A 26,730-nucleotide genomic window follows, 5' to 3' on the forward strand; every position below is an offset into this window, starting at 1 on the left:
GCCCCAGGCGGGCGTTGTCGTTTCCTTCGTTCAGGAGTTTCCAGATGATCAAGTCCCGTGCTGCCGTTGCCTTCGCCCCCAACAAGCCGTTGGAAATCGTCGAAGTCGATGTGGCGCCGCCGCAGAAGGGTGAAGTCCTGGTGCGCATCGTCGCCACCGGCGTCTGCCACACCGACGCGTACACCCTGTCCGGCCAGGATTCCGAGGGTGTGTTCCCGTGCATCCTGGGTCATGAAGGTGGCGGTATCGTCGAAGCGGTGGGCGAGGGCGTGACTTCGCTGAAAGTGGGTGACCATGTGATCCCGCTGTACACCGCCGAATGCCGCGAGTGCAAATTCTGCAAATCCGGCAAGACCAATCTCTGCCAGGCCGTGCGTGCCACCCAGGGCAAGGGCCTGATGCCCGATGGCACCAGCCGCTTCTCCTACAAGGGCGAGCCGATCTACCACTACATGGGCTGCTCGACCTTCTCCGAGTACACCGTGCTGCCAGAAATCTCCCTGGCGAAGATCCCCGAGGAAGCGCCGCTGGAGAAGGTCTGCCTGCTCGGCTGCGGCGTCACCACCGGCATCGGTGCGGTGCTCAATACCGCCAAGGTGGAGGAGGGCGCTACCGTCGCCATCTTCGGGCTGGGCGGCATCGGCCTGGCGGCGATCATCGGCGCGAAGATGGCCAAGGCCTCGCGCATCATTGCGGTGGACATCAACCCGGCGAAGTTCGATATCGCCAAGGAGTTGGGCGCCACCGATTTCGTCAATCCGAAGGATCACCAGAAGCCGATCCAGGAAGTGATTGTCGAAATGACGGACGGCGGCGTGGACTATTCCTTCGAATGCGTAGGCAACGTCCAGCTGATGCGTGCGGCGCTGGAGTGCTGCCACAAGGGCTGGGGCGAATCCACCATCATCGGCGTCGCCGGTGCCGGCCAGGAAATCAGCACCCGTCCGTTCCAGCTGGTTACCGGGCGCGTCTGGCGCGGTTCCGCCTTCGGCGGCGTGAAAGGCCGCACCGAGCTGCCGAGCTACGTGGAAAAGGCGCAGAAGGGCGAGATCCCGCTGGATACCTTCATCACCCACACCATGGGCCTGGAGAAGATCAACGAAGCCTTCGACCTGATGCATGAAGGCAAGAGCATCCGCTCGGTCATCCACTACTGATCGAACCGCCGGGCGCCTTGTGCGCCCGCCCTCACAGGAGGCTCCATGACGGATTCCATCGAACTGATCAGCAGCCAGAAGAGCTTTGGCGGCTGGCATCAACGCTATCGCCATCGCTCCGAGACGCTCGGCTGCGAGATGGTCTTTGCGGTCTACCTGCCGCCGCAGGCCGAGCCAGAGGCGGGCCTTCCGGTGCTTTACTGGCTGTCCGGCCTGACCTGCACCGACGAGAACTTCATGCAGAAGGCCGGCGCCCAGCGCGTGGCCGCGGAACTCGGGATTGTGATCGTTGCGCCGGATACCAGCCCGCGCGGGCCGGAAGTGCCGGGCGATCCGGATGGCGCGTGGGACTTCGGCCTTGGTGCCGGCTTCTACGTCAATGCCACGCAAGAACCCTGGGCCCGCCATTACCGCATGCACGACTACGTGGTGCAGGAACTGCCGGCGCTGATCGAGGCGAACTTCCCAGTTTCCCGGAAACGCGGCATCAGCGGGCACTCCATGGGTGGCCATGGCGCATTGATCTGCGCGCTGCGAAATCCGGGGCGCTACCTGTCGCTATCGGCCTTCGCGCCCATTACGCATCCGAGTGACTGCCCATGGGGCCAGAAGGCCTTGGGCCGCTTCCTGGGTGAGGACCCGGCCGCCTGGCGCGAGTGGGATGCAGTGGAACTGCTGGCCCACGCCAGCGAGCGCCTGCCGATCCTGGTCGACCAGGGCGAGCGTGACGACTTCCTCGCCGTACAACTCAAGCCCGAAGCGCTGCGCGAAGCCGCCGCTGCGGTCGGTCATCCGCTGGACCTGCGCCTGCAGCCCGGTTACGACCACAGCTATTACTTCATTGCGAGCTTCATCGAAGATCACCTGCGCCACCATGCCGCGGCGCTCTGCGGCTGACACCCTGAGCGCAGTGATCCGGTAGAATCGACGCCCTGACATCAACAGGGCGTTTTTTCATGCGTATCGGACATGGCTACGACGTGCACCGCTTCGGCGAGGGAGACTTCATCACCCTTGGCGGCGTGCGTATTCCCCACAAGTTCGGGCTCGTTGCCCACTCCGACGGCGACGTGCTGTTGCACGCGCTTTCCGATGCCTTGCTGGGCGCCTGCGCGCTGGGCGATATCGGCAAGCACTTCCCTGATACCGACCCGCAGTTCAAGGGGGCCGACAGTCGCGCACTGTTGCGCCACGTGCTGAGCCTCGTGGAAGCCAAGGGCTGGAAGGTGGAAAACGTCGACACCACCATCATCGCCCAGGCGCCGAAGATGGCGCCGCACATCCAGAACATGCGCGAGACCATCGCCGCCGACCTGAAGGTCGAACTGGACCAGGTCAACGTCAAGGCCACCACCACCGAGAAACTTGGCTTCACCGGGCGCGAAGAGGGCATCGCGGTCCACGCCGTCGCTTTGCTGGGGCGCGCATGACCGAGTTGGAACTGCTGGGCCCGCGCGCCCATGGCGAAGCTTGCGGGCAGGCTGTGCTCAAGGCGGTGGCCGAAGACTTCCAGGTCGACGAAGTGCTGGATATTCCGCTCTCCGGCGATGGCGAGCATCTGTGGCTGTGGGTGGAGAAACGCGGCCTGAACACCGAGGAAGCGGCGCGCCGTCTCGCCCGTGCCGCGGGCGTCCCGGTGAAGATGATCAGCTATGCCGGTCTCAAGGACCGCCAGGCGCTGACCCGCCAGTGGTTCAGTCTGCACTTGCCGGGGAAGTCCGATCCGGACCTGACTGCCGCCGAGGACGACACTCTGCGAATCCTCGAGCGCAATCGCCATCGCCGCAAACTGCAGCGCGGTGCACATTCGGCCAACGGCTTCACCTTGCGCCTGACCGAGCTGCAGGCACAGCGCGAGCAGCTCGAAGCGCGCCTGAAGGCCATCGTGGCCCAGGGCGTACCGAACTACTTCGGCACCCAGCGCTTCGGCCATGGTGGCGGGAACGTCTTCGATGCTCGTGGCTTCGCCGAGCGCGGCAAGCTGCCGGAGCATCGCAACATGCGCTCGCGCCTGCTCTCGGCAGCGCGCAGCTATGTCTTCAATCAGGTGCTGGCTCGCCGGGTGGCCGAAGGCACCTGGAACCAGGCGCTGGTCGGCGACCTGTTGGCGTTCACCGACAGCCGCAGCTTCTTCCCCGCCGGCGAAGCGGAATGCTCCGACCCGCGTCTCGCCGCACTCGACCTGCACCCCACCGGCCCCATGTGGGGCGAGGGTGATTCACCCGCGGCGAACCGGCCGGGAGATATCGAACGCAGCGTGCAGCAAGCGGAGATGGCGCTTTGCCAGTGGCTCGCCAGTGCGGACATGGCGCACGAACGGCGCATTCTGCGCCTCCCCATCCCGGGCCTTACATGGCATTATCCCGCCCCTGACATTCTGCAACTGGAATTCGTCCTGCCGGCTGGCTGCTTCGCCACCGTGGTAGTGCGCGAGCTGATCGACCTCGTGCCGGCAGGGCAGACGGAAAGCCCATGCGCATATTGATTGCCAACGACGACGGGGTCACTGCACCCGGTATCGCCGCGCTTCACGACGCGCTGTCCGATTATGCGGACTGCATCGTGATCGCCCCGGAAGCCGATCGTAGCGGAGCGAGTAGTTCGCTGACGCTGGATCGGCCGCTGCATCCCCATCGCCTGGGCAATGGTTTCATCAGCCTCAACGGCACTCCGACCGACTGCGTGCACCTGGGCCTCAACGGTCTGCTCGAAGAAGTGCCGGAGATGGTCGTCTCGGGTATCAATCTCGGCGCCAACCTGGGCGATGACGTGCTCTACTCGGGTACCGTGGCCGCAGCCCTGGAAGGGCGTTTCCTGTCCCGGCCGGCCTTCGCCTTCTCGCTGTGTTCGCGCTTGACGGACAACCTGCCGGCCGCGATGCATTTCGCCCGCCTGCTGGTGGAGTCCCACGAGAAGCTCGATCTGCCGCCGCGTACCGTGCTCAACGTGAATATCCCCAACCTGCCGCTGGAGCGCATCAAGGGCATCCAACTGACTCGCCTGGGGCATCGTGCTCGCGCCAAGCCGCCGGTCAAGGTGGTCAACCCGCGCGGCAAGGAAGGCTACTGGATTGCCGCCGCCGGCGACGCCGAAGACGGCGGCGAGGGCACCGATTTCCATGCCGTCATGCAGGGGTACGTGTCGATTACGCCACTGCAGATGGACCGGACCTTCCGGGAGGCGTTCAATGTCCTTGGCGACTGGCTCGGAGGGCTCGACCATGGCCAATGAATTGTCCCGCCGCGGCGGCATCGGCATGACCTCCCAGCGTACCCGTGAGCGGCTGATCCAGCGTTTGTACGAAGAGGGGCTGTCCAACGCCCACGTGCTGGAAGTAATCCGCCGTACCCCGCGCCATCTGTTCGTCGATGAAGCGCTGTCGCACCGCGCCTACGAAGATACCGCGCTGCCCATCGGGCACAACCAGACCATTTCGCAGCCCTTCATGGTGGCGCGGATGACCGAGTTGCTGCTGGCTGCAGGCCCGTTGGACAAGGTACTGGAGATCGGCACCGGCTCCGGGTACCAGACCGCCGTGCTGTCGCAACTGGTGGAGCGGGTATTCTCCGTCGAGCGCATCCAGGCCCTGCAGGACCGCGCCAAGGAGCGACTTGCGGAGCTAAACCTGAGAAATGTTGTCTTTCGTTGGGGCGATGGCTGGGAAGGTTGGCCCGCCCTGGCGCCTTACAACGGCATCATCGTCACCGCAGCTGCGGCCGAGGTCCCGCAGGCATTGCTGGACCAGCTGGCGCCCGGGGGGCGGCTGGTGATTCCGGTAGGCGGTGGCGAGGTGCAGCAACTGATGCTGATCGTCCGCACCGAGGATGGCTTCCAGCGGCAGGTGCTGGACTCCGTCCGCTTTGTCCCGCTGCTCAACGGTCCGCTAGGCTGAGAGCAGGCCGGTCAAGGCTGCGGTTACTGCCGGCCAGTGAGGCTGGACGTCAATTCATGGATAAGGGGGATGGGTGAGCTTGACAGCGACCCTGTGTCAACGGAACTGGATCAAGGGCCTGGGCCACGCTGTGGTGGCCATTGCCGTCTGCTCTCTGCTGGCGGCCTGTTCTTCGACTTCGCGCAGTACCACAACCGTGGTGGACCGCAACGCCCAGCAGAAGCCGGCTGTTACCAGTGGCCAATATGTGGTGCGCCCCGGTGACACGTTGTACTCCATCGCCTTCCGCTATGGCTGGGACTGGAAAGCCCTGGCTGCGCGCAACAACATCTCCGCGCCCTATACCATTCGCCCAGGCCAGGCCATTCGCTTTGACGGCGGATCGACGGCTGCGCCGTCTGTCGCCAAAGGTGCTACGCCTGTCGCGCCAGTTGTTGTCAACAAACCGACATCTACCCCGGCGACCGCCAGCAAACCGACCACGCCCGCCGTCACCGCACCAGCACAACCGACCGCTAGCGGCGGAACTCCGGCGGTAGCAGCGGGGGCCCCCGGAGGCTGGATCTGGCCAACCAATGGCACGCTTATTGGGCGTTTTGCATCAAACGGCAGTTTGAATAAAGGGATTGATATAGCCGGGCAATTGGGCCAGCCTGTCCTGGCTGCGTCTAATGGCACGGTGGTGTACGCCGGTAGTGGTTTGCGGGGCTACGGCGAACTCGTGATCATCAAGCACAGCGATACCTACGTAAGCGCCTACGGTCACAACCGTAGGTTGCTGGTGCGGGAAGGGCAACAGGTCAAAGTCGGGCAGAACATTGCCGAGATGGGCTCCACAGGGACTGACCGGGTGAAGCTGCACTTCGAGATTCGCCGCCAGGGTAAGCCTGTAGATCCGCTGCAATACTTGCCAAGTCGTTGACGGTAGCTGTTCCCCTGCGTGGGTGAGCGGGCCTCGGTGTCCTAAGGATAAGGTCGCACCGGGACTTGTTGTCGAACTCAGCAAGGGATAACGACATGGCACTTAAAAAAGAAGGGCCGGAGTTTGACGTCGATGATGAAGTGCTCCTCCTGGAGCCTGGCATCATCCTCGAAGAATCATTTGCCGAAGAGCAGGTATCGCTTCGAGTCACTCCTAAAGCCACCTCACTCTCCTCTCTCAAGCAACACAAGCACATCGATTACAGCCGCGCGCTCGACGCGACCCAGTTGTATCTGAATGAAATCGGTTTCTCGCCGCTTCTGACCCCGGAAGAGGAAGTCCACTTTGCGCGACTCGCGCAGAAGGGCGACCCGGCCGGCCGGCGACGGATGATCGAAAGCAACCTGCGTCTGGTGGTGAAGATCGCGCGACGGTACGTCAATCGCGGCCTTTCCCTGCTCGACCTGATCGAAGAGGGCAACCTTGGGCTGATCCGCGCGGTGGAGAAATTCGACCCGGAGCGCGGCTTCCGTTTCTCCACCTACGCGACTTGGTGGATTCGTCAGACCATCGAGCGGGCCATCATGAACCAGACCCGCACCATTCGATTGCCGATTCACGTGGTGAAGGAGCTCAACGTCTACTTGCGGGCCGCTCGCGAGCTGACCCACAAACTGGACCACGAGCCGTCGCCCGAGGAAATCGCCAACCTGCTCGAGAAGCCGGTGGAAGAGGTCAAGCGGATGCTCGGTCTGAACGAGCGCGTCACTTCGGTGGATGTCTCTCTCGGCCCTGACTCGGATAAGACGCTGCTCGATACCCTGACCGATGATCGTCCAACCGACCCCTGTGAGTTACTGCAGGACGACGATCTCAGCGAGAGCATCGATCAGTGGTTGTCGGAGCTGACCGATAAGCAGCGCGAGGTGGTGATTCGTCGCTTTGGCCTGCGCGGCCATGAAAGCAGCACCCTGGAGGAGGTTGGCCAGGAAATCGGCCTGACCCGCGAGCGAGTTCGGCAGATCCAGGTTGAGGCCCTCAAGCGTCTGCGCGAGATCCTCGAGAAAAACGGCCTGTCGAGCGACGCGCTGTTCCAGTAGCTGCCAAGTCGACAATGAAGAAGCCCGGATGAATCCGGGCTTTTTTATGCGCTCTGATGTAAGCATTCGCTTACATAGCGTGTGAGTGTTCAGCTTGAAGAGTCGCCAGCTTTGACTTCTATTTTTCTTATCTTATTGTTTTTAAAGGATTTTATTTTTATCCCGGCTGCGAGACCGGCTGGGTGCGCGGAAGTGCCCCAGTTGCTGAGTTCCGGCAGGGGGGTAATATCACTCCTGCGTACACGGAAAGGCGCAGACCGGTAAGGATGTCGGTCAGGAGCACCGCGGGAAGCGGTTCATCAGGATGATGAAAAAAGGAAGAAAGAGTGGGCGGGTTATCCCGCCCCTTTTTTTTGCCTGCAAGAAAGTGATGTCCGGATATAGAAAGGCCCGCACTGAGCGGGCCTTTCGTGTTTTGGTTGGCAGCGCGAATCAGCGCTCTAGGTACTGCATCTTGTTCGGCTTGCCGTCCCACTCTTCGGCGTCCGGCAGGGAATCCTTCTTCTCGGTGATATTCGGCCATACATCGGCCAGATCCTTGTTCAGCTCGATGAACTCCTGCATGCCATCCGGGACCTCGTCCTCGGAGAAGATCGCCTGTGCCGGACATTCCGGTTCGCACAGGGCGCAGTCAATGCACTCATCCGGGTGGATGACCAGGAAGTTCGGGCCTTCGTAGAAGCAGTCCACCGGGCATACTTCCACGCAGTCGGTGTATTTGCACTTGATGCAGTTGTCGGTGACGACGAAGGTCATTTCTAATTTTCTCCTCAGGCGGGCGGCTAAGCGCGCGCGATTCTAGCAGCTTGTCCAGCGGTTCGTCAGACTCGCGTCTTCCATGCATATAACAATTCGAGAGCTTGACGTGGTGTCAGGTCGTCGGGGCTGACACGCATCAGCTCTTCAACGATCGGGTGCGGCAGGCTGGCGAACAGATCGCTTTGCAGCGGCGCCGGGCTTTTCGGGTCGCTCGAGCGTGGTGCTTCGTGGGGCAGGCTGGTGGTTTCCAGGCGCGCCAAGTGTTCACGGGCGCGCTGAATGACCGCACCCGGCACGCCAGCCAATTGCGCCACCGCCAGGCCGTAACTCTGACTTGCCGGACCAGGCAGCACGTGGTGCAGGAAGACGATGCGTTCGTTGTGTTCGGTGGCGTTGAGGTGCACGTTCGCCACCGCCGGTTCGTTTTCCGGCAGCACGGTCAGCTCGAAATAGTGGGTGGCGAACAGGGTGAAAGCTCGCAGTTTCGCCAGGTGTTCAGCCGCGGACCAGGCCAGCGACAGGCCGTCGAAGGTGCTGGTGCCGCGGCCCACTTCGTCCATCAGCACCAAGCTGCGGTCGCTGGCGTTGTGGAGGATGTTCGCGGTTTCGCTCATTTCCACCATGAAGGTGGAGCGACCGCCAGCGAGGTCGTCGGAAGAGCCGATACGGGTGAAGATCCGGTCCACCAGCGACAGTTCGCAGCGCGCCGCCGGCACAAAACTACCTATGTGCGCTAGCAGCACGATAAGCGCTGTTTGCCGCATATAGGTCGATTTACCGCCCATGTTCGGGCCGGTTATCACCAGCATGCGAGTGTCTTCATCGAGGTTCAGGTCGTTGGCGACGAACGGCGTATCCAGTACCTGCTCGACCACGGGGTGGCGGCCCTGCTCGATGAGAATGCCGGATTCCTCGACAAAGCGCGGGCGGTTCAGATCGAGGTTCAGCGCGCGCTCGGCGAGGTTGGACAGCACATCCAGTTCGGCCAGGGCAGCGGCGGTGTCCTGCAGCGGCGCCAATTGGCCGATCAGCAGTTCCAGCAGTTCCTCGTAAAGCTGCTTCTCGCGGGCCAGGGCGCGGCTCTGGGCCGATAGCGCCTTGTCTTCGAAAGCCTTCAGTTCCGGGGTGATGAAGCGCTCGGCGCCTTTCAGGGTCTGGCGGCGAATATAATCGGCGGGGGCCTGTTCGGCCTGCACGCGCGGCAGTTCGATGTAGTAACCGTGGATGCGGTTGTAGCCGACTTTCAGGTTCGGCAGGCCGGTGCGGGCTTTTTCGCGGGTTTCCAGGTCCATCAGGTACTGGCCGGCGTTCTCGCTGAGCATCTGCAGTTCATCCAGCTCGGCATCGTAGCCGCGGGCGATGACGCCGCCGTCGCGGATCACTGCAGGCGGGTTTTCGATCACCGCCCGGGCCAGCAGGTCGGCCAGCTCGGGGTAGGTGCGGATACTGACGGCCAACTCGCCCAGGTGCGGGGATTCCAGCTCGGTCATGCCGTTCTGCAGTTCAGGCAGGGCCGCGAGGGCGTCGCGCAGACGAGCGAGGTCGCGCGGGCGGGCATTGCGCAGGCCGATACGGGCGAGGATACGTTCGACGTCGCCGATTTCCTTCAACTGCGGCTGGAGGATTTCGAAGCGATAACGCTCCAGCAGGCAGGTGATCGAGTCCTGGCGGGCTTCCAGCACCGCGCGGTCGCGCAGCGGACGGTTCAGCCAACGGGTCAGCAGGCGGCTGCCCATGGCGGTCTGGCAGCGGTCCACCACCGATTGCAGGGTGTTGTCACGGCCGCCAGCCAGGTTGATGTCCAGTTCCAGGTTGCGGCGCGTGGCACCATCGAGGATTACGGTATCGTCGATGCGCTCGTGACGCAGGCTGCGCAGGTGTGGCAGGGCAGTACGCTGGGTTTCCTTGGCGTAAGCGAGCAGGCAGCCGGCGGCGCCGATGGCGAGAGTCAGTTCCTGGCAGCCGAAGCCCTTGAGATCCTGGACGCCGAATTGCTGGCACAGGCTCTTCTTCGCCGAGTCGCGATCGAAGTCCCAGGGCGCGCGGCGATGCGCGCCACGGCGTTTCTCCGCCGGCAGGCCCTGAGGCCAGTCGTCGGGGATCAGCAGCTCGGCGGGATTCAGGCGCTCCAGTTCGGCGAGCAGGGTTTCCCAGCCCTTGATTTCCTGGACGTTGAACCGGCCGCTGGTGATGTCCAGCACGGCCAGGCCGAACAGGCGCTCATCACCCAGCACGGCAGCAATCAGGTTGTCCCGGCGCTCATCTAGCAGCGCTTCGTCGCTGACGGTGCCGGGAGTGAGAATACGTACGACCTGGCGCTCCACCGGCCCCTTGCTGGTGGCCGGGTCGCCGATCTGCTCGCAGATCACCACTGATTCGCCGAGCTTCACCAGCTTGGCCAAGTAGCCCTCGGCGGAGTGGAACGGGATGCCCGCCATCGGGATGGAGTTGCCGGCAGACTGTCCGCGCGCGGTCAGAGTGATGTCCAGCAGCTTGGCGGCCTTCTTGGCGTCCTCGTAGAACAGCTCGTAGAAGTCGCCCATACGGTAGAACATCAGTTGATCCGGGTGCTGGTTCTTCAGCTTCCAGTACTGCTGCATCATCGGTGTGTGGGCGGAGAGGTCGCTCTGACTCATGGCTTCTGGCTGTCCGGCTTCAACATGCAAAAGCGCCTAGTGTACGGTATCCGCCTGGCCTTCTTTAACCCCGGAGCGCACTGTGTCCGTTACCGATTCCTTTATTACAGACCTCTCTGCCCGATTGGGCGCTCGATTGGCTGCCAAGACATTACGCGTCACCACCGCTGAATCCTGCACCGGTGGTGGCATCGCCGAGGCGATCACGCGCGTCTCCGGGAGTTCCGCCTGGTTCGAAGCGGGCTACGTCACTTATTCCAATACCCAGAAGACCCGCCAGTTGGACGTGCCGGCCGAGCTGTTTCCAAGGGTCGGCGCGGTGAGTCGGGAGGTGGTCGAGGCCATGGTTGCTGGCGCTTTGCCTCGCAGTGGTGCGGATATCGCCGTGGCGGTGAGCGGTATTGCCGGGCCGGATGGCGGTTCTGCCGAGAAGCCGGTAGGCACTGTCTGGCTGGCTTGGCGCAAAGGTGAAAAGGTGTACAGCGAACGCCGTCTGTATGCCGGTGATCGGGAAGCGGTACGCCGGCAGACGGTGGCGACCGCTCTGGAAGGGCTATTGCGACTGGCGGACGGGGAAAATCCGATTCAGGGGTAGGCGAGCGGCTTGCCCTGTGGAATAATACTGGCTACTTATACAGTTGTTCGTGGCCGCCCGGCCGCCTGACTTCGCGAGGACTTCAATGGACGACAACAAGAAGCGCGCCCTGGCCGCGGCCCTGGGACAGATCGAACGCCAATTCGGCAAAGGCGCGGTCATGCGCATGGGCGACCATGAGCGCCAGGCTATCCCCGCCATCTCCACCGGCTCGCTGGGTCTGGACATTGCGCTGGGCATCGGCGGTCTGCCGAAGGGCCGTATCGTCGAGATCTACGGTCCGGAATCCTCGGGTAAGACCACCCTGACCCTGTCGGTCATCGCCCAGGCCCAGAAAGCCGGCGCTACCTGCGCCTTCGTCGACGCCGAGCACGCGCTGGACCCGGATTACGCCGGCAAGCTGGGCGTCAACGTCGACGACCTGCTGGTATCCCAGCCGGACACCGGCGAACAGGCGCTGGAAATCACCGACATGCTGGTGCGTTCCAACGCCGTTGACGTGATCATCGTCGACTCCGTGGCGGCCCTGGTGCCCAAGGCCGAAATCGAAGGTGAGATGGGCGATCAACACGTCGGCCTGCAGGCCCGCCTGATGTCCCAGGCGCTGCGCAAGATCACCGGCAACATCAAGAACGCCAACTGCCTGGTCATCTTCATCAACCAGATCCGCATGAAGATCGGTGTGATGTTCGGCAACCCGGAAACCACCACCGGTGGTAACGCGCTGAAGTTCTACTCCTCCGTTCGTCTCGACATCCGCCGGACCGGCGCGGTGAAGGAAGGCGACGAGGTGGTCGGTAGTGAAACCCGCGTCAAGGTCGTGAAGAACAAGGTCGCCCCGCCGTTCCGTCAGGCCGAGTTCCAGATCATGTACGGCCGCGGCATCTACCGCACCGGCGAAATCATCGACCTGGGCGTGCAGCTGGGCCTGATCGAGAAGTCCGGCGCCTGGTACAGCTACCAGGGCAGCAAGATTGGCCAAGGCAAGGCCAACGCCGCCAAGTTCCTGGAAGACAACGCCGAGATCTGCAACACCCTCGACAAGGCCATCCGCGAACAACTGCTGACCAACCAGCCAGCGCCGACCAAGGCCGAACTCGCTGCGGCTGAGGCCGAAGCGGAAGCTGAAGCTGATTATTGATCGCGATGACCAGCGAGCTCGATAACCTCGTCGCGGTGCGACGGGTCGCCATGGACCTGCTGGCAAGACGCGAGCATGGCCGGGCAGAGCTCTCGCGCAAGCTGCGGCAACGCGGCGCCACACAGGACCTGATCGACCCCGCCCTCGACCGTCTGGCCGAGGAGGGGTTGCTCAATGAAAGCCGTTACCTGGAAAGCTACATCGCCAGCCGTGCGCGAGCAGGTTACGGTCCGGTGCGGATTCGCGAGGAGTTGTCGCAGCGGGGTTTGCCACGTGGTGAGATCGACGGTGCGCTGCGCTTGTGCGGCGTCGATTGGAGCGAAAACCTGCGTGAAGTCTGGCGCCGCAAGTTCGCCCGGCTGCCACAGGATGCCCGCGAGCGAGCCCAGCAAGGGCGTTTCCTGAGTTATCGGGGTTACTCGATGGAAGCCATCAGTCGGCTTCTGAGCGGTCGACGATCAGATGATTGAAATGAACAAGGCACCCCATGCGGGTGCCTTGTTTGTTCTCGGAGCCAGGAAATCAGCGTTCCCAGTTCTCCGGCTGGTTGATGAAGTTCAGCAGCTCGCGCAGTCGCCCCTGGTCACGGCCGTTGAAAGCGAAGGCTAGACGGGTGAGGTGGGAGAACTCCGGTTCATCCAGTTCCGATTCGCTGTAGGGTTGCTGGTGGAAGCCGTCCGTGACGCAGAGGCTGCCAAACTCGCGCTCCAGCAATTGCAACGCGCGCACGCTCAGCGGATGGTTGAGGCGGATGACGAAGCGATCCTTGAGCCAGCGGCTGGAGTGGAAGTTGCTGTAGAACTGGGCGATTTCCTCGGCGGCCTCCTCGGCTGAGTGCACTAGCCTCATCAGGTTCATGTCGCTGGGCAGGATGTAGCCGTTGTCTTCGAGCTGCTCCTTGATGAATTCCAGGGCGTGGTCCCAGTAATGCCCGCCCGGTTGGTCAAGCAGCACAACCGGCACCAGCGGGCTCTTGCCGGTCTGGATCAGGGTCAGCACTTCCAGCGCCTCGTCGAGAGTACCGAAGCCGCCGGGGCAGAGCACCAGTGCGTCGGCTTCCTTGACGAAGAACAGCTTGCGCAGGAAAAAGAAGTGGAACGACAGCAGGTTGCTGGTGCCATCCACGATGCGATTGGCGTGCTGCTCGAAGGGCAGGGTGATGTTGAAGCCCAGGCTGTTTTCCAGTCCGGCTCCCTCGTGGGCCGCGGCCATGATGCCGCCGCCTGCGCCGGTGATGACCATCAGGTCGTAGCGCGCCAGGGTTTCGCCCAACTCGCGGGCCAAGGCGTAGACGGGGTGATCGGCCGGCGTGCGCGCCGAGCCGAATACGGTAACTTTGCGGCGACGTTTGAACTGCTCCAGAGTGCTGAAGGCGTGCTCCATCTCGCGCAGGGTCTGCAGCATGATCTTGGCGTCCCAGCGGTTGCGGTCGGCCTGGGCCATGCGGGCGACGGTGGTGAGCATCTCACGGTACAGCGGCAGGTTCTGGCTGTCGCCGGGAGCGGCCAGTGCGGCCAGTTCCTCGATCTTCTGCGCAAGGTCAGTGCCGCTGGTCTGGAAGTGTCTGGAGAGGTAGTCGTCGGGCTCGTAGGGCATGTTGATACTCCTTGTTCATCAACCCCTGATCGCCTGTCCATGGGGGCGCCGGCCACACAAGGTGGCTCTGGTCGTTACGCCTTGGCGCTACGCCGCACGCACAGGTTCAGCAGTAGGCCAGCCCAGTCTGGCACGCGGGTGTGACAGTCGGTGAGGCCTCGATCTCAGATGGCGATCCGGTCTCCGGGCTCCGGAATGTTGGCCGTCCAGTTCAGGCGATCCTGGAGTGCCCCCTTGAGTACATCCATCTTTTCCCGCTCGCCATGTATCAGGTATAGCTCGGGTTTGTGTTCGAAGTGGCCAACCCACTGAATTAATTGTGATTGTCCCGCATGGGCGGAAAACCCGCCCAGGGTGTGGATCTGTGCTTTCACGCTGATGCGCTGGCGCAGGATGCGCACCGATTCGGCACCGTCGACGATGGCGCGTCCCAACGTGCCCTTGGCCTGGAAGCCTGGGAAGACGATGTGGCATTCCTCGCGCCAGAGGTTGTGCTTGAGGTGATGGACGATGCGCCCACCGGTGCACATGCCGCTGCCGGCGATGATGATGGCGCCGCTCTTGATGCGATTCAGCGACATGGATTCATCCGCGCTCTGGGTGGTACGCAGGATCGGCAGCCACTCGCCGACCTTGGCGGTGCCGGTGCCGCGCATGTATTCGCGGTCGACGTCGGCGATCTCGCCGATGTGCTGCAGGTAGATGTTGTTGGCCTGGGCGGCCATGGGGCTGTCGAGATAGACGACCTGCTGCGGCAGGCGGCCCTCCTGGTAGAAGCGTCCGAGGTAGTAGATCAGGTCCTGGGTGCGGCCCACGGCGAAGGACGGGATCAACACGTTGCCGCCCTCGTTCTGCGCGCGTTGGAGGATGCCGGCCAGTTCCAGTAGCGTATCGTTGGCATCGCGGTGGTCGCGGTCGCCGTAGGTGGATTCCAGCAGCACCACATCGGCGCGGGATAGCGGCGTGGGTGTGCGCATAAGGGGCGAGCAGGTGCTGCCCAGGTCCCCGGAGAACACCAGACGGCGGGTCGAGCCGAACTCATGGATTTCCAGTTCAACGATGGCCGAGCCGAGGATGTGCCCGGCGTTATGGAAGGTCACGCGGATGCCGCGCGCTACGTCCACCGTGCTGCCATAGCTGACGCGGCGGCGCTGGTTCAGCGCGCGGGAAGCGTCTTCGACGGTGTACAGCGGCTTGACGGGGGGCTTGCCGAGGCGGGCGCGCCACTTGTTTTCCCACTCGGCGTCCTTCTCTTGGATGTGCGCCGAATCCATCAGCATCAGTTCCAGCAGATCGCAGCAGGATTCGGTGGCGTAGATCGGTCCCTTGTAGCCTTCCTTTGCCAGGCGCGGCAGCAAGCCGCTGTGATCCAGATGGGCGTGGGACAGTACGACGGCGTCGAGCTCCTGCGGATCGAAGGGGAAGGGTGTGCGGTTGGTCGCCTCGTTGTCGCGGGTGCCCTTGTTGCCGCTGCGCCCCTGGCGCATTCCGCATTCGAGCAGCACGCGGACGCCGTCGCGGGTTTCCAGGAGGTAGCAGGAACCGGTGACTTCCTGGATTGCGCCGATGAAGGTGAGAAGCGCCATGTCGTCTCCTTGTCGGAATTCTCTTTCAGCCTTGCTCGAATGGTCGGGACGGTCGTTGATGCATGTCAGCGCCTGTCCGATCTCTGGAGACCTAGACTTTCCGGCATAACCAAGGGAGAGCCGACATGTCACAGATCCTGCCAAGCCCCGAGGAGCTTGCCGCCCATGCGGCAGCCGAGCCGGAATATGCCCGCTGGCTGCAAGGCCGTGGTCCGCTTCAGCATAGCGTGCAGACCCAGGCGGCGGTCTTTCGTGTGGCTCATCAATTGGTCCAGTACGGCCGGCAGCCGGATCTGGCCAGCGTCTACCGGCTGTTCGGCGCTCTGGATCGCCTGACCTGCGCCGGCCTCTGGCTGGTGGCGCACATGACCTACGCCAGGCGTGTCCGCCTCGATGGCGCACCCTTGCAGCCCGAAGATTTCAAGGCTCAGCCCGAAGGACATACCGGCGGCGCGCTGAACATGGTGCCAGCCTATGCGGGCTACCTCGCCCTGAATGCCCTGAGCGGCAGGACACGCGGCTGGCTGATGGGGCAAGGGCACTGCGTGGCAGCGATCGACGCGCTCAACGTGCTCACCGGCAACCTGCATCCGGAACAGGCCGCAGCCTACGGGAATGGCGAAGCTGGTCTGGATCGGCTGGTGCAGGACTTCTACAGCTATGCGCAGACGCCGGAAGGCAAGGTTGCCGCTCCTTTGGGCAGCCACGTCAATCCGCACACCGCCGGCGGGGTTGCCGAAGGTGGATACCTCGGCTTCGCCGAGTTGATGTATGCGCACATGCCGCTGCCGGGCGAGACCCTGGTGGCCTTCCTCTCCGACGGCGCTGCCGAGGAGCAGCGCGGTAGCGACTGGATTCCCCGCTGGTGGCGCGCCGAGGACTGTGGCACGGCCTTGCCGGTGATGATCGCCAATGGCCGGCGTATCGAGCAGCGCACCGACCTGGGCACCCACGAAGGGCTGGAAGGCTTCAAGCTTCATCTGCGCCGCTGCGGATTCGATCCGATCAGCTTCGATGGCCGCGACCCGGCAGCTTTCGTCTGTGCCCTGTGGGAAATGGAAGAGCGGCTGCAGCACCGCGTCGATGAGAAGGAGCGCGGCATCCTTCGCTACCCTTTACCGATTCCTTACGGCATCGCCGAAACGACCAAGGGCTATGGGTTCTATGGCGCTGGCAGCAATGCCGCGCACAACCTGCCGCTACCGGGCAATCCCAGCGAGGATGCCGAGGCGCGCGACCTGTTCAACCAGCATGCGGCGCCGCTCTGGGTCGAGCCCGATGAACTTGCCGAGGCTTGTCAGCTCTTCATTGCTTCGCGCAGCGGCCGAGTACTGGAACGGGATAACCCGCTCGCCGTGCGTCGGCCCATTGAGCCTTCGATTCCCCCGCTGCATTACCGCAATGATGAATGCTCCCCCATGGCCGCTCTGGATCGCTTCTACGTCGACCTGTGTGGCGCCAACCCGGACCTGCGCGCCCGTGTCGGCAATCCGGACGAGTTGGCGAGCAACCGCCTGGGCGGCGTGCTCAAGGCGCTGCGGCACCGGGTGAGCGAGCCGGAGAGCGACCTGGAAGCCGTGGATGGCCGGATTATCACCGCGCTCAACGAGGAGGCAGTGGTTTCCGCCTGCCTGGCCAACCAGGGCGGGCTGAACCTGGTGGCCAGCTATGAAGCCTTCTGCGTGAAGATGCTCGGTGCGGTGCGCCAGACGCTGATCTTCGCCCGCCAGCAGAAGGAAGCAGGGCGTCCGGCAGGCTGGCTCGGCTGGCCGCTGGTGGCGACCTCGCATACCTGGGAGAACGGTAAAAACCAGCAATCCCACCAGGACACCACCTTCTGCGAGGCGCTGCTGGGCGAGATGAACGACATGGTGCGGGTAGTTTTCCCGGCCGACCACAACAGCCTGTTGGCGCTGTTGCCGGACATCTATCGCAGCCGCGGGCAGTTGGCCTGCATCGTGGCCCCCAAGCGCGAGCGGCCATCGGTATTTACCCAGGCTCAGGCCGAGCAGCTGGCGCGAGATGGCGCAATCCTGCTGGACGAGCATCCCGGCGCCGAACCGCTGCTGCTGATCGCCAACGGCAGTTACCAGTTGGCCGAGATGCGCCGCGCTGCCTTGCGGCTGGAGGAGGCTGGCTATCCTTATCGACTGGTTTATCTGCAGGAGCCGGGGCGCTTCCGCGCGCCGCGCGACAATTGGGAGCTACAAGCGCTGGCGGACGAGTCCATCGCCATGCGTCTGTTCCCCGACCACTACGAGCGGCGCGTGCTGCTCACCCACATGCGCCCGGAGGTGGCGCGTGGACACCTCTGGCCTATCCTGCCCGATGCGCTGAAGACGGCGGTCCTGGGGTATCGTAACCAGGGTGGAACGCTGGACGAGGCGGGCATGCTGTTCGCCAACCGTTGCAGCTGGGCCCATGTACTGGCGGCCTGTGCGCGACTGCTGGACATCCCCCGCAGCGCCTTGCTCGCACCGGACGAGGCGGCAGCGGTGGCCGCCAAGGAAAACCCAGCCATCCTGCGTTGATCGGCGCTGGCGCAACCGCCATCCGGCGGTTGCGCGGACTTCAGCGCTTGAGTGGCTTGATCAGGCCGTCGAGGCCGTCGATCTTCAGTTCCAAGGTCAGTTGCATCAATCGGCCCAGTTCGCCGGCCGGGAACTGGCCCTTCTTGTGGAACCACAGCAGGTACTCGTCCGGCAGGTCCACCAGCATGCGGCCCTGATACTTGCCGAAGGGCATTGGCGTGCGCGCGATCTTCAGCAACATTTCCTTGTCGAGCATGCAGGCGGTTTACTTCTTCAGCTTGATCTTGCAGCTGCCGGCGTCGAAACGCTCGGTGGCGACCGGGGCGTTGGTCTTGTACTCGGTGAAGCTGTAGGTGAGGATCGCGCCCTCGGCCAGCAGTTGGCGGTAGGCGGTATTACTGCAGACGCTGTCGCCCAGCTGGCTGCGCACGCTGTCCGGGTTTTCGCGCATGCGCTCGGCATGGCTGGCGCGCACGCTCAGGTGGTTGATCAGTTGCGGGCCCTCGACGGTGTAGCCCTGGTCGAGGATGTCCTCGTTGATCGCGCGTGGGGTGCCTTCGCTGCTTTCCTTGGCGACCTTTTCCAGGGTCTGGGTCAGTTCGAAGTCCTTCTTCGAGGCGGCATGCGCGACGGGAAGAACGAGGCAGAGGGCGAGGGCGGTGAGGCGCAGCATGGGCATCTCCTGACAATGGTGCCGATTCGACCGTGGCGAGCCTTCCGGGTTCGCTGGTCATTACAGCCGCCTATTGTCCCCGAAAACGACCTCCCTGCCGAGATTCGATTGCCGCAGCCCGCTGTCCGGCACGTCAGGCGGCCAACTTCGTCGAGGGATGACGCGAAGCCGGTCGCGACTTTCATCGCCACTCGGCCGTGTACAGGGAGGCAGGTTGCAGCTCTGGTACAATCGGCGGTCCGCACCCGTCGCCCCGTTCGAGCCTTCGATGTACCGTCCGATCTTCCGCACCCCGGTGGCCCGATGAGCCACGCTGTCGCCCGCCTGCGTGATGAGCGCCTGGCCCGCTGCCTCAAGCCCTTCGTGGCCCGTGGCTCGCGCTCGCCACGCTGTCCCGGTTGCCGCCTGCGGCCGAACTACTGCATGTGCGGCCTGCGCCCGCAGGTCGAGTCCAACGCGGCGATGTGCCTGGTGATGTTCGACACCGAGCCGCTCAAACCGAGCAATACCGGCTGGCTGATCGCCGAGACGGTGCCCGACACCTGGGCGTTCGGCTGGTCGCGTATTGAGGTCGATCCGGCGCTGCTGGCGCTGCTCGACGATCCGCAGTGGCAGCCGTATGTGGTATTCCCCGGCGAGTTCGTCCAGCCCGAGCGCGTAGTGACCACGGTGGAGCCGCAGGCCGGCAAGCGCCCGCTGTTCATCCTGCTCGACGCCACCTGGAATGAGGCGCGCAAGATGTTCCGCAAGAGCCCCTACCTGGACCGTTTCCCCGTGCTGAGCATCACCCCCGATGCCCTGTCACGCTATCGCCTGCGCCGCTCCAAGTTCGACGAGCACCTGTGCACCGCCGAAGTCGCTGCGCTTTGCCTCGGGCTGGCCGGTGACCGCCGCGCCGGCGATGCGCTGGACGCTTATCTGGATGTGTTCAGCGAGCGTTACCTGGGCTCCAAGCGCCAGCAGCCGCTGGACGAGCAGAGCCCGGCGCACCAGGCGTTGAGACCGTTTACCGAGCGCTAGATCGGCTCTTCATCGCATGAATGTGATTTTCAGGGTGGGCGCCGAGGTGTGCGGTTCGCTAGCAAGCTTGCTCTTACCAAAAGCGCTCGTGCCGCCGAATCCCCAGCCTGCAGGAGCGAGCTTGCTCGCGAACAGTCTCGCTCCGTTATGCAGTAGAGATCAGACCGCCTTCACCTCGGCTTTCTTCGGCCAAAGCTGTGCCACCAGCATGCCGGCCAGCATCAGCGCGCAGCCGAAGTAACCGCGCACATGCAGGGTCTCGTCGAGGAACAGCGCGCCGGCGATGGCGGCAAACACCGCCTCCAGCGAGAGGATGATCGCCGCGTGGGAGGCGATGGCGTGCTTCTGCGCGATGACCTGCAGGGTGAAGCCGGTGGCGACGCCGAACAGGCCGCCGTAGATCAGGGCGGGGGCGGCCTGGACGATGGCATCCCAGTGAATCTCTTCGAACACCACGGCCAGGATCATGCTCACCACCGCGCAGGTGACGAACTGCAGGAAGGCCAGACGGATCGGGTCATAGCGGCTGGCGAACAGGCCGACGAGCAGGACGTGGCCGCCCCAGACGAAGGCACCGGTCAATTGCAGCCAGTCACCGGAGGCGACGTGAAAGCCCGGGCCGATGCTCAGCATGGCCATGCCGGTCACGGCCAGCGCGGCACCCAGCCAGGTGCCCATGCCGGCTCGATGGCCGATCAGCAGGCCGAGCAGCGGCACGATGATGACGTACAGGCCGGTGATGAAGCCGGAATTGGTCACGCTGGTGAACATCAGGCCAACCTGCTGCAGGTTGATCCCCACGGTCAGTGCGGTGCCGATGGCCAGGCCCGCGAGGATCTGGCCCCGGTTGAACGGCTGGGCGCCACGCTTGCTCGACCAGGCCAGCAGCGGCAGCAGTGCCACGGCGCCGAGGGTGAAGCGCAGGCCGGTATAGAGGAAGGGACCGATGGCATCCATCCCGAGGCGTTGCGCGACGAAGGAGACCCCCCAGATCATCGCGGTGAACAGCATCAGGATATCGGCGCGTAGCGCATGGCTTTTCATCTTGTTCTCGTAACAGGCAGGAAAAAAAGCGGAACTCTGCCGTAACACCGGGCCTTTGGAAAGGGGAGCGGCTTCTCGGCGGGTACACTGGCAGGGGCTTTGAAACCACGCTGTATGTACCGTTGGGCGATGTATTCGCGGCGGACACCGAGGGTTGTCTTTGCGTACAATGCGACAAGCAGTGCTCTATCCTTGCTCCGACCTTTCCTGCGCAAGTCTGGCTGTTATCCACGGCAGTACTTCGACGCGGCCTTCAAGGAAAATTCATGGCTTCCTACGAGATCCTGATCGCTGACGATCACCCGCTGTTCCGCAGTGCCCTGCACCAGGCCCTGACCATCGGTCTTGGCCCCGAGGCGCGACTGTCGGAGGCCGCGAGTATCGCGGAGCTGGAGACGCGCCTGAACGAGAAGGCCGACTGGGATCTGGTGCTGCTGGACCTCAACATGCCCGGCGCCTACGGCTTCTCCGGCCTGGTGCTGTTGCGCGGGCAGTACCCGCAGATCCCGGTGGTGATGGTCTCGGCCCAGGAAGATGCCGCCGTGGTACAGCGCTCCCGTGAGTTCGGCGCCAGTGGCTTCATCCCCAAGTCCAGCGAACTGAGTGTGCTGCAGCAGGCCGTGCGGGCGGTGCTCGATGGTGACGTCTGGTGGCCGCCGCAGGTGGATGCCGTGACCGAGATGAGCGATGACGTGCGCGCCGCCAGCGCTGGCCTGGCCAGCCTGACGCCGCAGCAGTTCCGTGTGCTGACCATGGTCTGCGAAGGCCTGCTGAACAAGCAGATCGCCTTCGAGCTGAGTGTCTCCGAAGCCACGGTGAAGGCTCACGTCACCGCGATCTTCCGCAAGCTGAACGTACGCACCCGCACCCAGGCGGCGCTGTTGCTGGCGCAGATGGAGTCGGTGCCGGGGGCCTGAGGCCACCATATTCCGGCTCAGGGGTCGTTACATTCTGTAATGGCCTTGACCCCTTTTTGACGATCGCTGGTATAGAGTGCCGCGACCTTTGCCTGTGAGAACCACACGTGTCCGCCTCCCCCTTCAAGGGCCAGACCGGCCTGAAACGCATCTTCAACGCCGCCGGCTACTCGCTGGCCGGCTTCGCCGCCGCCTTCAAGGGTGAAGCGGCCTTCCGCCAACTGGTGCTGATCAACGTCATCCTGATCCCGCTGTCGTTCTTCTGCGATGTGACCCGCGGCGAGCGCGCGCTGATGATCGCCGTGTGCCTGCTGGCGCTGATCGTCGAACTGCTCAATTCCGCCATCGAGGCGGTGGTGGACCGGGTTTCCCTGGAGCGTCATCCGCTGTCGAAGAACGCCAAGGACATGGGCAGTGCGGCCCAGTTCGTCGCGCTGACCATCATCACCGTGACCTGGGCGGGCATCCTGCTCGGCTGACGGCCTGTAGGAACGAGCTTGCTCGCGAACGGCCTGACACTGATGTCGCAGGTTTGAAGCGTTCGCGAGCAAGGGTTGGGCGCCCCTCGGTCCTACAAAAAAGCACACTTCAGGGAATCATCGGCAGGACAATATCGTCGCTGCGCGTCACCCCGGCGGTTTCGCTGCGGCATAGTTCCAGGAACTCGCGCATGGTCGCGGTCTGGTATTTCTGCCGGTGCCAGATGAAGTAGAACTGCCGGCGCAGGTCCAGGTCCGGGGTTTCCACCGGAACCAGGCTACCGCGGCGGAAGGCGTCGCGCAGGGCCAGGCGCGAGATGCAGCCGATGCCCAGCCCTGACTCCACCGCACGCTTGATCGCCTCGGTGTGTTCCAGCTCCAGCCGCACGTTCAGCGGTTCCACGTGGTGTCGCATGGCCTGGTCGAAGGTCAGCCGCGTGCCGGAACCCTGTTCCCGCAGGATCCAGGCTTCTTCCGTCAGCCGCTCCAGGCTCGCGTGGCCTTCGCGGGCGAGTGGGTGCTGCGGTGCGCAGAACACCACCAGTTCGTCCTCCATCCACGGCTGCACCTCGATGTCCGGGTGCTGGCAGTCGCCTTCGATCAGCCCGAGGTCGAGTTCGTAGTGCGCCACGCGCTGCACCACGTGGGCGGTGTTGTGCACGTGCAGGCGCACCCGGCAGTCGGGCTGGCGCTGCATGAAGGTGCCGATCAGCAGGGTCGCCAGGTAGTTGCCGATGGTCAGGGTGGCGCCCAGGTCCAGCGAGCCGAAGGCGCTCTTGCCGTTGAGCATGTTTTCGATCTCGCTGCCGCGGTCCAGCAGGGCCACTGCCTGGGGTAGCAACTGGCGGCCGAGGGCGTTGAGGGTCAGGCGTTTGCCGGAACGATCGAACAACTTGCAGTCGAACTGCCGCTCCAGCTCGCCCAGGGCGGTGCTGGTCGCCGACTGCGACATGGACAGCCCTGCAGCGGCGCGGGAGACGCTTTCCTGCTGGGCGACGGCGACGAAGACTTCGAGCTGGCGCAGGGTGAATTTCATGGACGATGGCTCCGAAAAGGCTGCGCGACATTTCGTCGCCCCGGTGCCGGAATGCCCGGAAGGTATCCTTTTGCGGCGACATGATGCGGCCTTATCTGCGTTTTGGATTAGCAATATCCAGATAATTTATTTTGCGGATATTGTCGCCGCCTATAAAATGTCGCGCAATTGCGCTACGTCCGGGATCTGCTGGGGTGCGCCACGTTTCTCCTAGGAGTCCTTGATGAGCAACCTGTACACCGAGCGCGTTCTCAGCGTGCACCACTGGAACGACACCCTCTTCAGCTTCAAGACCACCCGTAACCCGGGTCTGCGCTTCAAGACCGGCCAGTTCGTGATGATCGGCCTGGAAGTCAACGGTCGTCCGCTGATGCGCGCGTACAGCATCGCCAGCCCGAACTACGAAGAGCACCTGGAGTTCTTCAGCATCAAGGTCCCGGACGGTCCGCTGACTTCGCGTCTGCAGCACCTGAAGGAAGGCGACGAACTGATGGTCAGCCGCAAGCCCACCGGCACCCTGGTGCTGGACGACCTCAAGCCCGGCAAGCACCTGTACCTGCTGAGCACCGGCACCGGCATGGCGCCGTTCCTTTCGGTGATCCAGGACCCGGAAGTCTACGAGCGCTTCGAGAAGGTCATCCTGGTCCACGGCGTGCGCTGGGTCAGCGAGCTCGCTTACGCGGACTTCATCACCAAGGTCCTGCCGGAGCACGAGTACTTCGGCGACATGGTGAAAGAGAAGCTGATCTATTGCCCGCTGGTCACCCGTGAAGAGTTCCACAGCATGGGCCGCCAGACCGACCTGATGCGCAGTGGCAAGCTGTTCGCCGACATCGGCCTGCCGCCGATGAACCCGCAGGACGACCGCGCCATGATCTGCGGCAGCCCGAGCATGCTCGACGAGACCAGCGAAGTGCTGAACAGCTTCGGCCTGCAGATCTCCCCACGCATGGGCGAGCCCGGCGACTACCTGATCGAGCGCGCCTTCGTCGAGAAGTAAGCAGCGTCCGACGGTTCAGTCGAAAGAACGCCGCGATTCCCTTGGGAACGCGGCGTTTTTTATGCCTGGATTTCCGCCCCAGGTAGCAGCTCTTTGCAGGAGTGAGCTTGCTCGCGAACCTGCAAGGCACGGTGCGTCCTCGTTCGCGAGCAACCTCGCTCCTATCAGGGCGTCAGACCAACCGCTGCCCGGATACCGCCGGGTGATACAGCGGCTGCACCTTGTTCCCCGCCGGGTCCAGCAGGTGGAAGCTGCGCGCGCCGTCGCCATGGTCGAACGGGCGGTCCAGCAGCGTCACACCGCGTGCCTTGAAGTACTGGTACCAGGCTTCCAGCTCTTCCACGCTGTCCACCACGAAACCATAGTGATCCATGGTCTGCAGCCCGTTGGCGGCACCGAAGCCGCGCCCCAGCGAGAGGTTGTCGTTGCCGCAGGTGAGGTACACCAGGTCCTCGTTGGCACGGTTCAGCACCGCCATGCCGAGCACATCGACATAGAAGCGCTCGCACTCTTCCAGGTTCGGCACCAGCAGGGCGAGATGGCGCAGGCCGTTGAGGCGGCCGGGGCGGGCAGGGAGATCGGACATGGACGCGGTTCCTTTTTTGTATACAATTTATTTTTAAATTTAAAACAAAAGGAACGCCCTGTGTACAGTCTGTTCATCAAGACCCGTGTCAAACCCGGTAGCGCCGAGGATTTCCTCCACGCCATCAAGGCCAACGCCGCTGCTTCCGTGTCCAGCGAGCCGGGCTGCCTGGTCTTCGATGTGTCCCAGGATCGCCTTGATCCGGACGTGATCTACCTCTACGAGATCTACCGCGATGATGCGGCCTACGAGGCGCACACGCAGACCGCGCACTTCCGCGACAGCCGCCCGCTGGTGGAGCCGCTGATCATCGAGCAGGAGTGCTTCGAGAGCGACGTGATCGCCCTCAATCCGGTGGACTGAGGCAGGATTCAGTTGGCGGCGCGCTGCACGTCCAGCACGCAGATTTCGCCATCGGTGGGGTAATGCCAGTGCACATCCAGGTCCCACAGGCGCACGCCGTAGCGGCGCTCGGGCGGCGGCTTCTGGTAGGCCGGGCGGGGATCCTGGGCGAGGCACTGCTCGATCAGCTTGTGCACCGGCTGACCGAGGCGCTGGCCATGTTCACGAGCCTGGCGCAGGGCTTCGTCGTCCCAGTGCACGGCGATGGGGGCGGGAGGGGCGTCGGCGATGGCGTTGCGCGCTTCGACCACGATGTCCGCGTAGGGCACGTACGGCTTGATGTCGATCACCGGCGTGCCATCGAGCAGGTCGATGCCGGACAGCCAGAGCCGGCCGGGCTCGACCTTTTCCAGTTTCACCACGGATTGGCCGAGGCCGTTGGGGCGGTGGGTGGCGCGGGTGGCGAAGACGCCCATCGACTGGTTCCCGCCCAGGCGCGGCGGGCGCACCTTGAGCCGTGGCTTGTCTTCCAGCGCCTGGTGGAAGAGGAAGATCAGCCAGACGTGGCTGACCTGCTCCAGGCCTGCCACAGCATCGCCCGTGTCGAACGGCGGCAGCAGTTCCAGCACACCGGTCGCGGCCGGAGCCAGTTGCGGCTGGCGCGGGATGGCGAACTTCTCCTTGAAGCAGGAGCGGACGTAGCCGATGGGCGAGAGGGTGTGGGACATGGCGGCACAGGCTTTTTGCAGGGGCCGCCATGGTACCCGATTCCCCTCGCAACGGGCTTCAGCCGAGGTGGAAGCCGCCGTCGATGGGGATGATATTGCCGGTCATGTAGGCGCCGGCAGCGCTCGCCAGGCTTATTGCCAAAGCGGACATTTCTTCCTCGCGGCCCCAGCGGCGCATGGGGATGACGGCGGTGTCCTCGGCCATGGCCTGCTCGTCGTTGGCGATGTGGCGGGTCATCTTGCTGGGGAACCGGCCGGGGGCGATGACGTTGACGTTGATGTGGTCGCCCACCAGTTCGCGGGCGAGCATGCGCGACAGCTGGTGCAGCGCAGCCTTGCTCGGGCCGTAGGCATAGGCATTCTCGCCGTGGGAAGTGACGCCGGCCACCGAGCCGATGTTGATCACCCGTGCCGGACTTTGCGCACTGCCGGCCTTCTTCAGCAGCGGCAGCAGTTGCTGGATGCAGCTGAACACGGCGGTGACGTTGAGCTGCATGACCTTCTCCCAGCCCGAGGCCGGGTAGCTTTCCAGCGGCGCGCCCCAGGTGGTGCCGGCATTGTTGACCAGAATGTCGAGGTGATCCAGGCGCTCGTTCAGCTCGGCGGCCAGTGCACGGGCGCCTTCCTCGGTGGCGAGGTTGGCCGGCAGGCCGATGCACTCGCCGTACTGCGACAGCTCGGCGGCGGTGTCGGCGCAGGCGGCGCCATCGCGGGCGCAGATGATGACGCTGGCGCCGGCTTCGAGCAGGCCCTGGGCGATCATCCGGCCAATGCCGCGGGTGCCGCCGGTGACCAGTGCGGTCTTGCCTGCGAGGGAAAAGTACGGGTGCATGAGCCTCTCCTGGCTGGTTTTTCGCCTCACCCTAGCGGGATGAGCGGGGCGCTCCGAGCACTATCCAATCGGGAAATGGCGGCGCATTACGCGACGGCTGCATTTTCTTAACCTGCGCATAACCTTCGTTGCCCTAGTGTCCGCCGCACATTCGGTTG

Annotated in this window: 29 protein-coding genes; 18 read left to right on the forward strand and 11 right to left on the reverse strand. The window is 63.8% G+C overall.

Features of this window, described 5'->3' with window-relative positions; all coding sequences use genetic code 11:
- Positions 1-44 precede the first annotated feature (44 nt).
- The 8 genes from A9513_RS06585 (at position 45) to rpoS (ending at position 7,071) form a co-directional block, all read left to right on the forward strand.
- Complete coding sequence (locus A9513_RS06585) at positions 45-1,157, forward strand: S-(hydroxymethyl)glutathione dehydrogenase/class III alcohol dehydrogenase (protein ID WP_024766063.1); 1,113 nt, start codon at positions 45-47, stop codon at positions 1,155-1,157.
- A gap of 45 nt (positions 1,158-1,202) precedes the next feature.
- Positions 1,203-2,054, forward strand: coding sequence for an S-formylglutathione hydrolase (fghA, locus tag A9513_RS06590; protein ID WP_024766062.1), 852 nt, complete (start codon positions 1,203-1,205; stop codon positions 2,052-2,054).
- 59 nt (positions 2,055-2,113) lie between these two features.
- Positions 2,114-2,587 (forward strand): 2-C-methyl-D-erythritol 2,4-cyclodiphosphate synthase, encoded by a 474-nt coding sequence (gene ispF, locus A9513_RS06595; RefSeq protein ID WP_024766061.1) that lies wholly within the window; start codon positions 2,114-2,116, stop codon positions 2,585-2,587.
- Complete coding sequence (gene truD, locus A9513_RS06600) at positions 2,584-3,642, forward strand: tRNA pseudouridine(13) synthase TruD (RefSeq protein WP_024766060.1); 1,059 nt, start codon at positions 2,584-2,586, stop codon at positions 3,640-3,642. The genes ispF and truD overlap by 4 nt, the downstream gene beginning before the upstream one ends.
- On the forward strand, positions 3,630-4,388 hold the full coding sequence (gene surE, locus A9513_RS06605) for a 5'/3'-nucleotidase SurE (RefSeq protein ID WP_024766059.1): 759 nt from the start codon (positions 3,630-3,632) through the stop codon (positions 4,386-4,388). Before truD ends, surE begins: the two co-directional genes overlap by 13 nt.
- Before the next feature lie 25 nt (positions 4,389-4,413).
- The gene (locus A9513_RS06610; protein ID WP_088418250.1) at positions 4,414-5,049 is read left to right on the forward strand and encodes a protein-L-isoaspartate(D-aspartate) O-methyltransferase; all 636 of its coding nucleotides are present in this window, start codon (positions 4,414-4,416) and stop codon (positions 5,047-5,049) included.
- A 79-nt stretch (positions 5,050-5,128) separates the two neighbouring features.
- Positions 5,129-5,971: a peptidoglycan DD-metalloendopeptidase family protein gene (locus A9513_RS06615; protein ID WP_186352630.1), complete on the forward strand. Its 843-nt coding sequence runs from the start codon at positions 5,129-5,131 to the stop codon at positions 5,969-5,971.
- A gap of 95 nt (positions 5,972-6,066) precedes the next feature.
- Complete coding sequence (gene rpoS, locus A9513_RS06620; RefSeq protein WP_038803400.1) at positions 6,067-7,071, forward strand: RNA polymerase sigma factor RpoS; 1,005 nt, start codon at positions 6,067-6,069, stop codon at positions 7,069-7,071.
- Positions 7,072-7,503: 432 nt separating this feature from the next.
- On the opposite strand, the gene fdxA is transcribed toward rpoS, so the two are convergent.
- Together fdxA and mutS are read right to left on the reverse strand one after the other, a co-directional pair.
- Complete coding sequence (gene fdxA / locus A9513_RS06625; RefSeq protein ID WP_015476292.1) at positions 7,504-7,827, reverse strand: ferredoxin FdxA; 324 nt, start codon at positions 7,825-7,827, stop codon at positions 7,504-7,506.
- A gap of 65 nt (positions 7,828-7,892) precedes the next feature.
- The gene (mutS, locus tag A9513_RS06630) at positions 7,893-10,466 is read right to left on the reverse strand and encodes a DNA mismatch repair protein MutS (protein WP_176707223.1); all 2,574 of its coding nucleotides are present in this window, start codon (positions 10,464-10,466) and stop codon (positions 7,893-7,895) included.
- Positions 10,467-10,548: 82 nt separating this feature from the next.
- On the opposite strand from mutS, the gene A9513_RS06635 reads away from it, so the two are divergent.
- The 3 genes from A9513_RS06635 to recX all read left to right on the forward strand — a co-directional run bounded on the left by A9513_RS06635 (position 10,549) and on the right by recX (position 12,672).
- Positions 10,549-11,061: a CinA family protein gene (locus A9513_RS06635; protein ID WP_024765300.1), complete on the forward strand. Its 513-nt coding sequence runs from the start codon at positions 10,549-10,551 to the stop codon at positions 11,059-11,061.
- 85 nt (positions 11,062-11,146) lie between these two features.
- A complete protein-coding gene (gene recA / locus A9513_RS06640) occupies positions 11,147-12,202 on the forward strand; it encodes a recombinase RecA (protein WP_038803401.1) in 1,056 nt (351 codons plus the stop codon).
- Positions 12,203-12,207: 5 nt separating this feature from the next.
- Positions 12,208-12,672: a recombination regulator RecX gene (gene recX, locus A9513_RS34700; RefSeq protein WP_037016497.1), complete on the forward strand. Its 465-nt coding sequence runs from the start codon at positions 12,208-12,210 to the stop codon at positions 12,670-12,672.
- 52 nt (positions 12,673-12,724) lie between these two features.
- On the opposite strand, the gene A9513_RS06650 is transcribed toward recX, so the two are convergent.
- On the reverse strand, positions 12,725-13,798 hold the full coding sequence (locus A9513_RS06650) for an LOG family protein (RefSeq protein ID WP_024765298.1): 1,074 nt from the start codon (positions 13,796-13,798) through the stop codon (positions 12,725-12,727).
- 164 nt (positions 13,799-13,962) lie between these two features.
- Entirely contained in the window at positions 13,963-15,384 is a 1,422-nt protein-coding gene (locus A9513_RS06655) for an MBL fold metallo-hydrolase RNA specificity domain-containing protein (RefSeq protein WP_065084300.1), read from the reverse strand.
- Between the two features lie 125 nt (positions 15,385-15,509).
- On the opposite strand from A9513_RS06655, the gene A9513_RS06660 reads away from it, so the two are divergent.
- Positions 15,510-17,915, forward strand: a complete 2,406-nt coding sequence (locus A9513_RS06660) for a xylulose 5-phosphate 3-epimerase (protein ID WP_065084301.1) — start codon at positions 15,510-15,512, stop codon at positions 17,913-17,915.
- A gap of 40 nt (positions 17,916-17,955) precedes the next feature.
- Here the strand turns inward: A9513_RS06660 and A9513_RS06665 are convergent, their stop codons facing one another.
- Positions 17,956-18,171, reverse strand: a complete 216-nt coding sequence (locus tag A9513_RS06665) for a DUF3820 family protein (RefSeq protein ID WP_024765295.1) — start codon at positions 18,169-18,171, stop codon at positions 17,956-17,958.
- 9 nt (positions 18,172-18,180) lie between these two features.
- Positions 18,181-18,588, reverse strand: a complete 408-nt coding sequence (locus A9513_RS06670; RefSeq protein ID WP_024765294.1) for a quorum-sensing-regulated virulence factor family protein — start codon at positions 18,586-18,588, stop codon at positions 18,181-18,183.
- 303 nt (positions 18,589-18,891) lie between these two features.
- Here A9513_RS06670 and A9513_RS06675 point away from each other — a divergent pair, with 303 nt between their 5' ends.
- Complete coding sequence (locus A9513_RS06675; protein WP_065084302.1) at positions 18,892-19,608, forward strand: tRNA-uridine aminocarboxypropyltransferase; 717 nt, start codon at positions 18,892-18,894, stop codon at positions 19,606-19,608.
- Between the two features lie 159 nt (positions 19,609-19,767).
- Here the strand turns inward: A9513_RS06675 and A9513_RS06680 are convergent, their stop codons facing one another.
- Entirely contained in the window at positions 19,768-20,652 is an 885-nt protein-coding gene (locus tag A9513_RS06680) for a DMT family transporter (protein WP_024765292.1), read from the reverse strand.
- Positions 20,653-20,918: 266 nt separating this feature from the next.
- On the opposite strand from A9513_RS06680, the gene erdR reads away from it, so the two are divergent.
- Together erdR and A9513_RS06690 are read left to right on the forward strand one after the other, a co-directional pair.
- On the forward strand, positions 20,919-21,569 hold the full coding sequence (gene erdR / locus A9513_RS06685) for a response regulator transcription factor ErdR (protein WP_024765291.1): 651 nt from the start codon (positions 20,919-20,921) through the stop codon (positions 21,567-21,569).
- Between the two features lie 107 nt (positions 21,570-21,676).
- Complete coding sequence (locus A9513_RS06690) at positions 21,677-22,048, forward strand: diacylglycerol kinase (RefSeq protein WP_024765290.1); 372 nt, start codon at positions 21,677-21,679, stop codon at positions 22,046-22,048.
- A gap of 109 nt (positions 22,049-22,157) precedes the next feature.
- Here the strand turns inward: A9513_RS06690 and A9513_RS06695 are convergent, their stop codons facing one another.
- A complete protein-coding gene (locus tag A9513_RS06695) occupies positions 22,158-23,084 on the reverse strand; it encodes a LysR family transcriptional regulator (RefSeq protein WP_024765289.1) in 927 nt (308 codons plus the stop codon).
- Between A9513_RS06695 and A9513_RS35410 the strand changes: the two genes are divergently transcribed.
- Both A9513_RS35410 and fpr read left to right on the forward strand, forming a co-directional pair.
- On the forward strand, positions 23,083-23,298 hold the full coding sequence (locus tag A9513_RS35410; RefSeq protein WP_139092913.1) for a hypothetical protein: 216 nt from the start codon (positions 23,083-23,085) through the stop codon (positions 23,296-23,298). The genes A9513_RS06695 and A9513_RS35410 overlap by 2 nt on opposite strands.
- Positions 23,299-23,307: 9 nt before the next feature.
- Entirely contained in the window at positions 23,308-24,084 is a 777-nt protein-coding gene (gene fpr / locus A9513_RS06700) for a ferredoxin-NADP reductase (RefSeq protein WP_017517998.1), read from the forward strand.
- A gap of 172 nt (positions 24,085-24,256) precedes the next feature.
- On the opposite strand, the gene A9513_RS06705 is transcribed toward fpr, so the two are convergent.
- Positions 24,257-24,670: a VOC family protein gene (locus A9513_RS06705; protein ID WP_024765287.1), complete on the reverse strand. Its 414-nt coding sequence runs from the start codon at positions 24,668-24,670 to the stop codon at positions 24,257-24,259.
- 60 nt (positions 24,671-24,730) lie between these two features.
- Here A9513_RS06705 and A9513_RS06710 point away from each other — a divergent pair, with 60 nt between their 5' ends.
- Complete coding sequence (locus tag A9513_RS06710; RefSeq protein ID WP_024765286.1) at positions 24,731-25,033, forward strand: putative quinol monooxygenase; 303 nt, start codon at positions 24,731-24,733, stop codon at positions 25,031-25,033.
- A gap of 8 nt (positions 25,034-25,041) precedes the next feature.
- On the opposite strand, the gene tsaA is transcribed toward A9513_RS06710, so the two are convergent.
- Together tsaA and A9513_RS06720 are read right to left on the reverse strand one after the other, a co-directional pair.
- Positions 25,042-25,740 (reverse strand): tRNA (N6-threonylcarbamoyladenosine(37)-N6)-methyltransferase TrmO, encoded by a 699-nt coding sequence (tsaA, locus tag A9513_RS06715; protein ID WP_065084303.1) that lies wholly within the window; start codon positions 25,738-25,740, stop codon positions 25,042-25,044.
- Between the two features lie 58 nt (positions 25,741-25,798).
- A complete protein-coding gene (locus A9513_RS06720) occupies positions 25,799-26,572 on the reverse strand; it encodes an SDR family oxidoreductase (RefSeq protein ID WP_065084304.1) in 774 nt (257 codons plus the stop codon).
- Positions 26,573-26,730 lie beyond the last annotated feature (158 nt).

Source organism: Pseudomonas sp. AU12215 (assembly GCF_001675465.2).
GTDB classification, from domain to species: domain Bacteria; phylum Pseudomonadota; class Gammaproteobacteria; order Pseudomonadales; family Pseudomonadaceae; genus Pseudomonas; species Pseudomonas nitroreducens.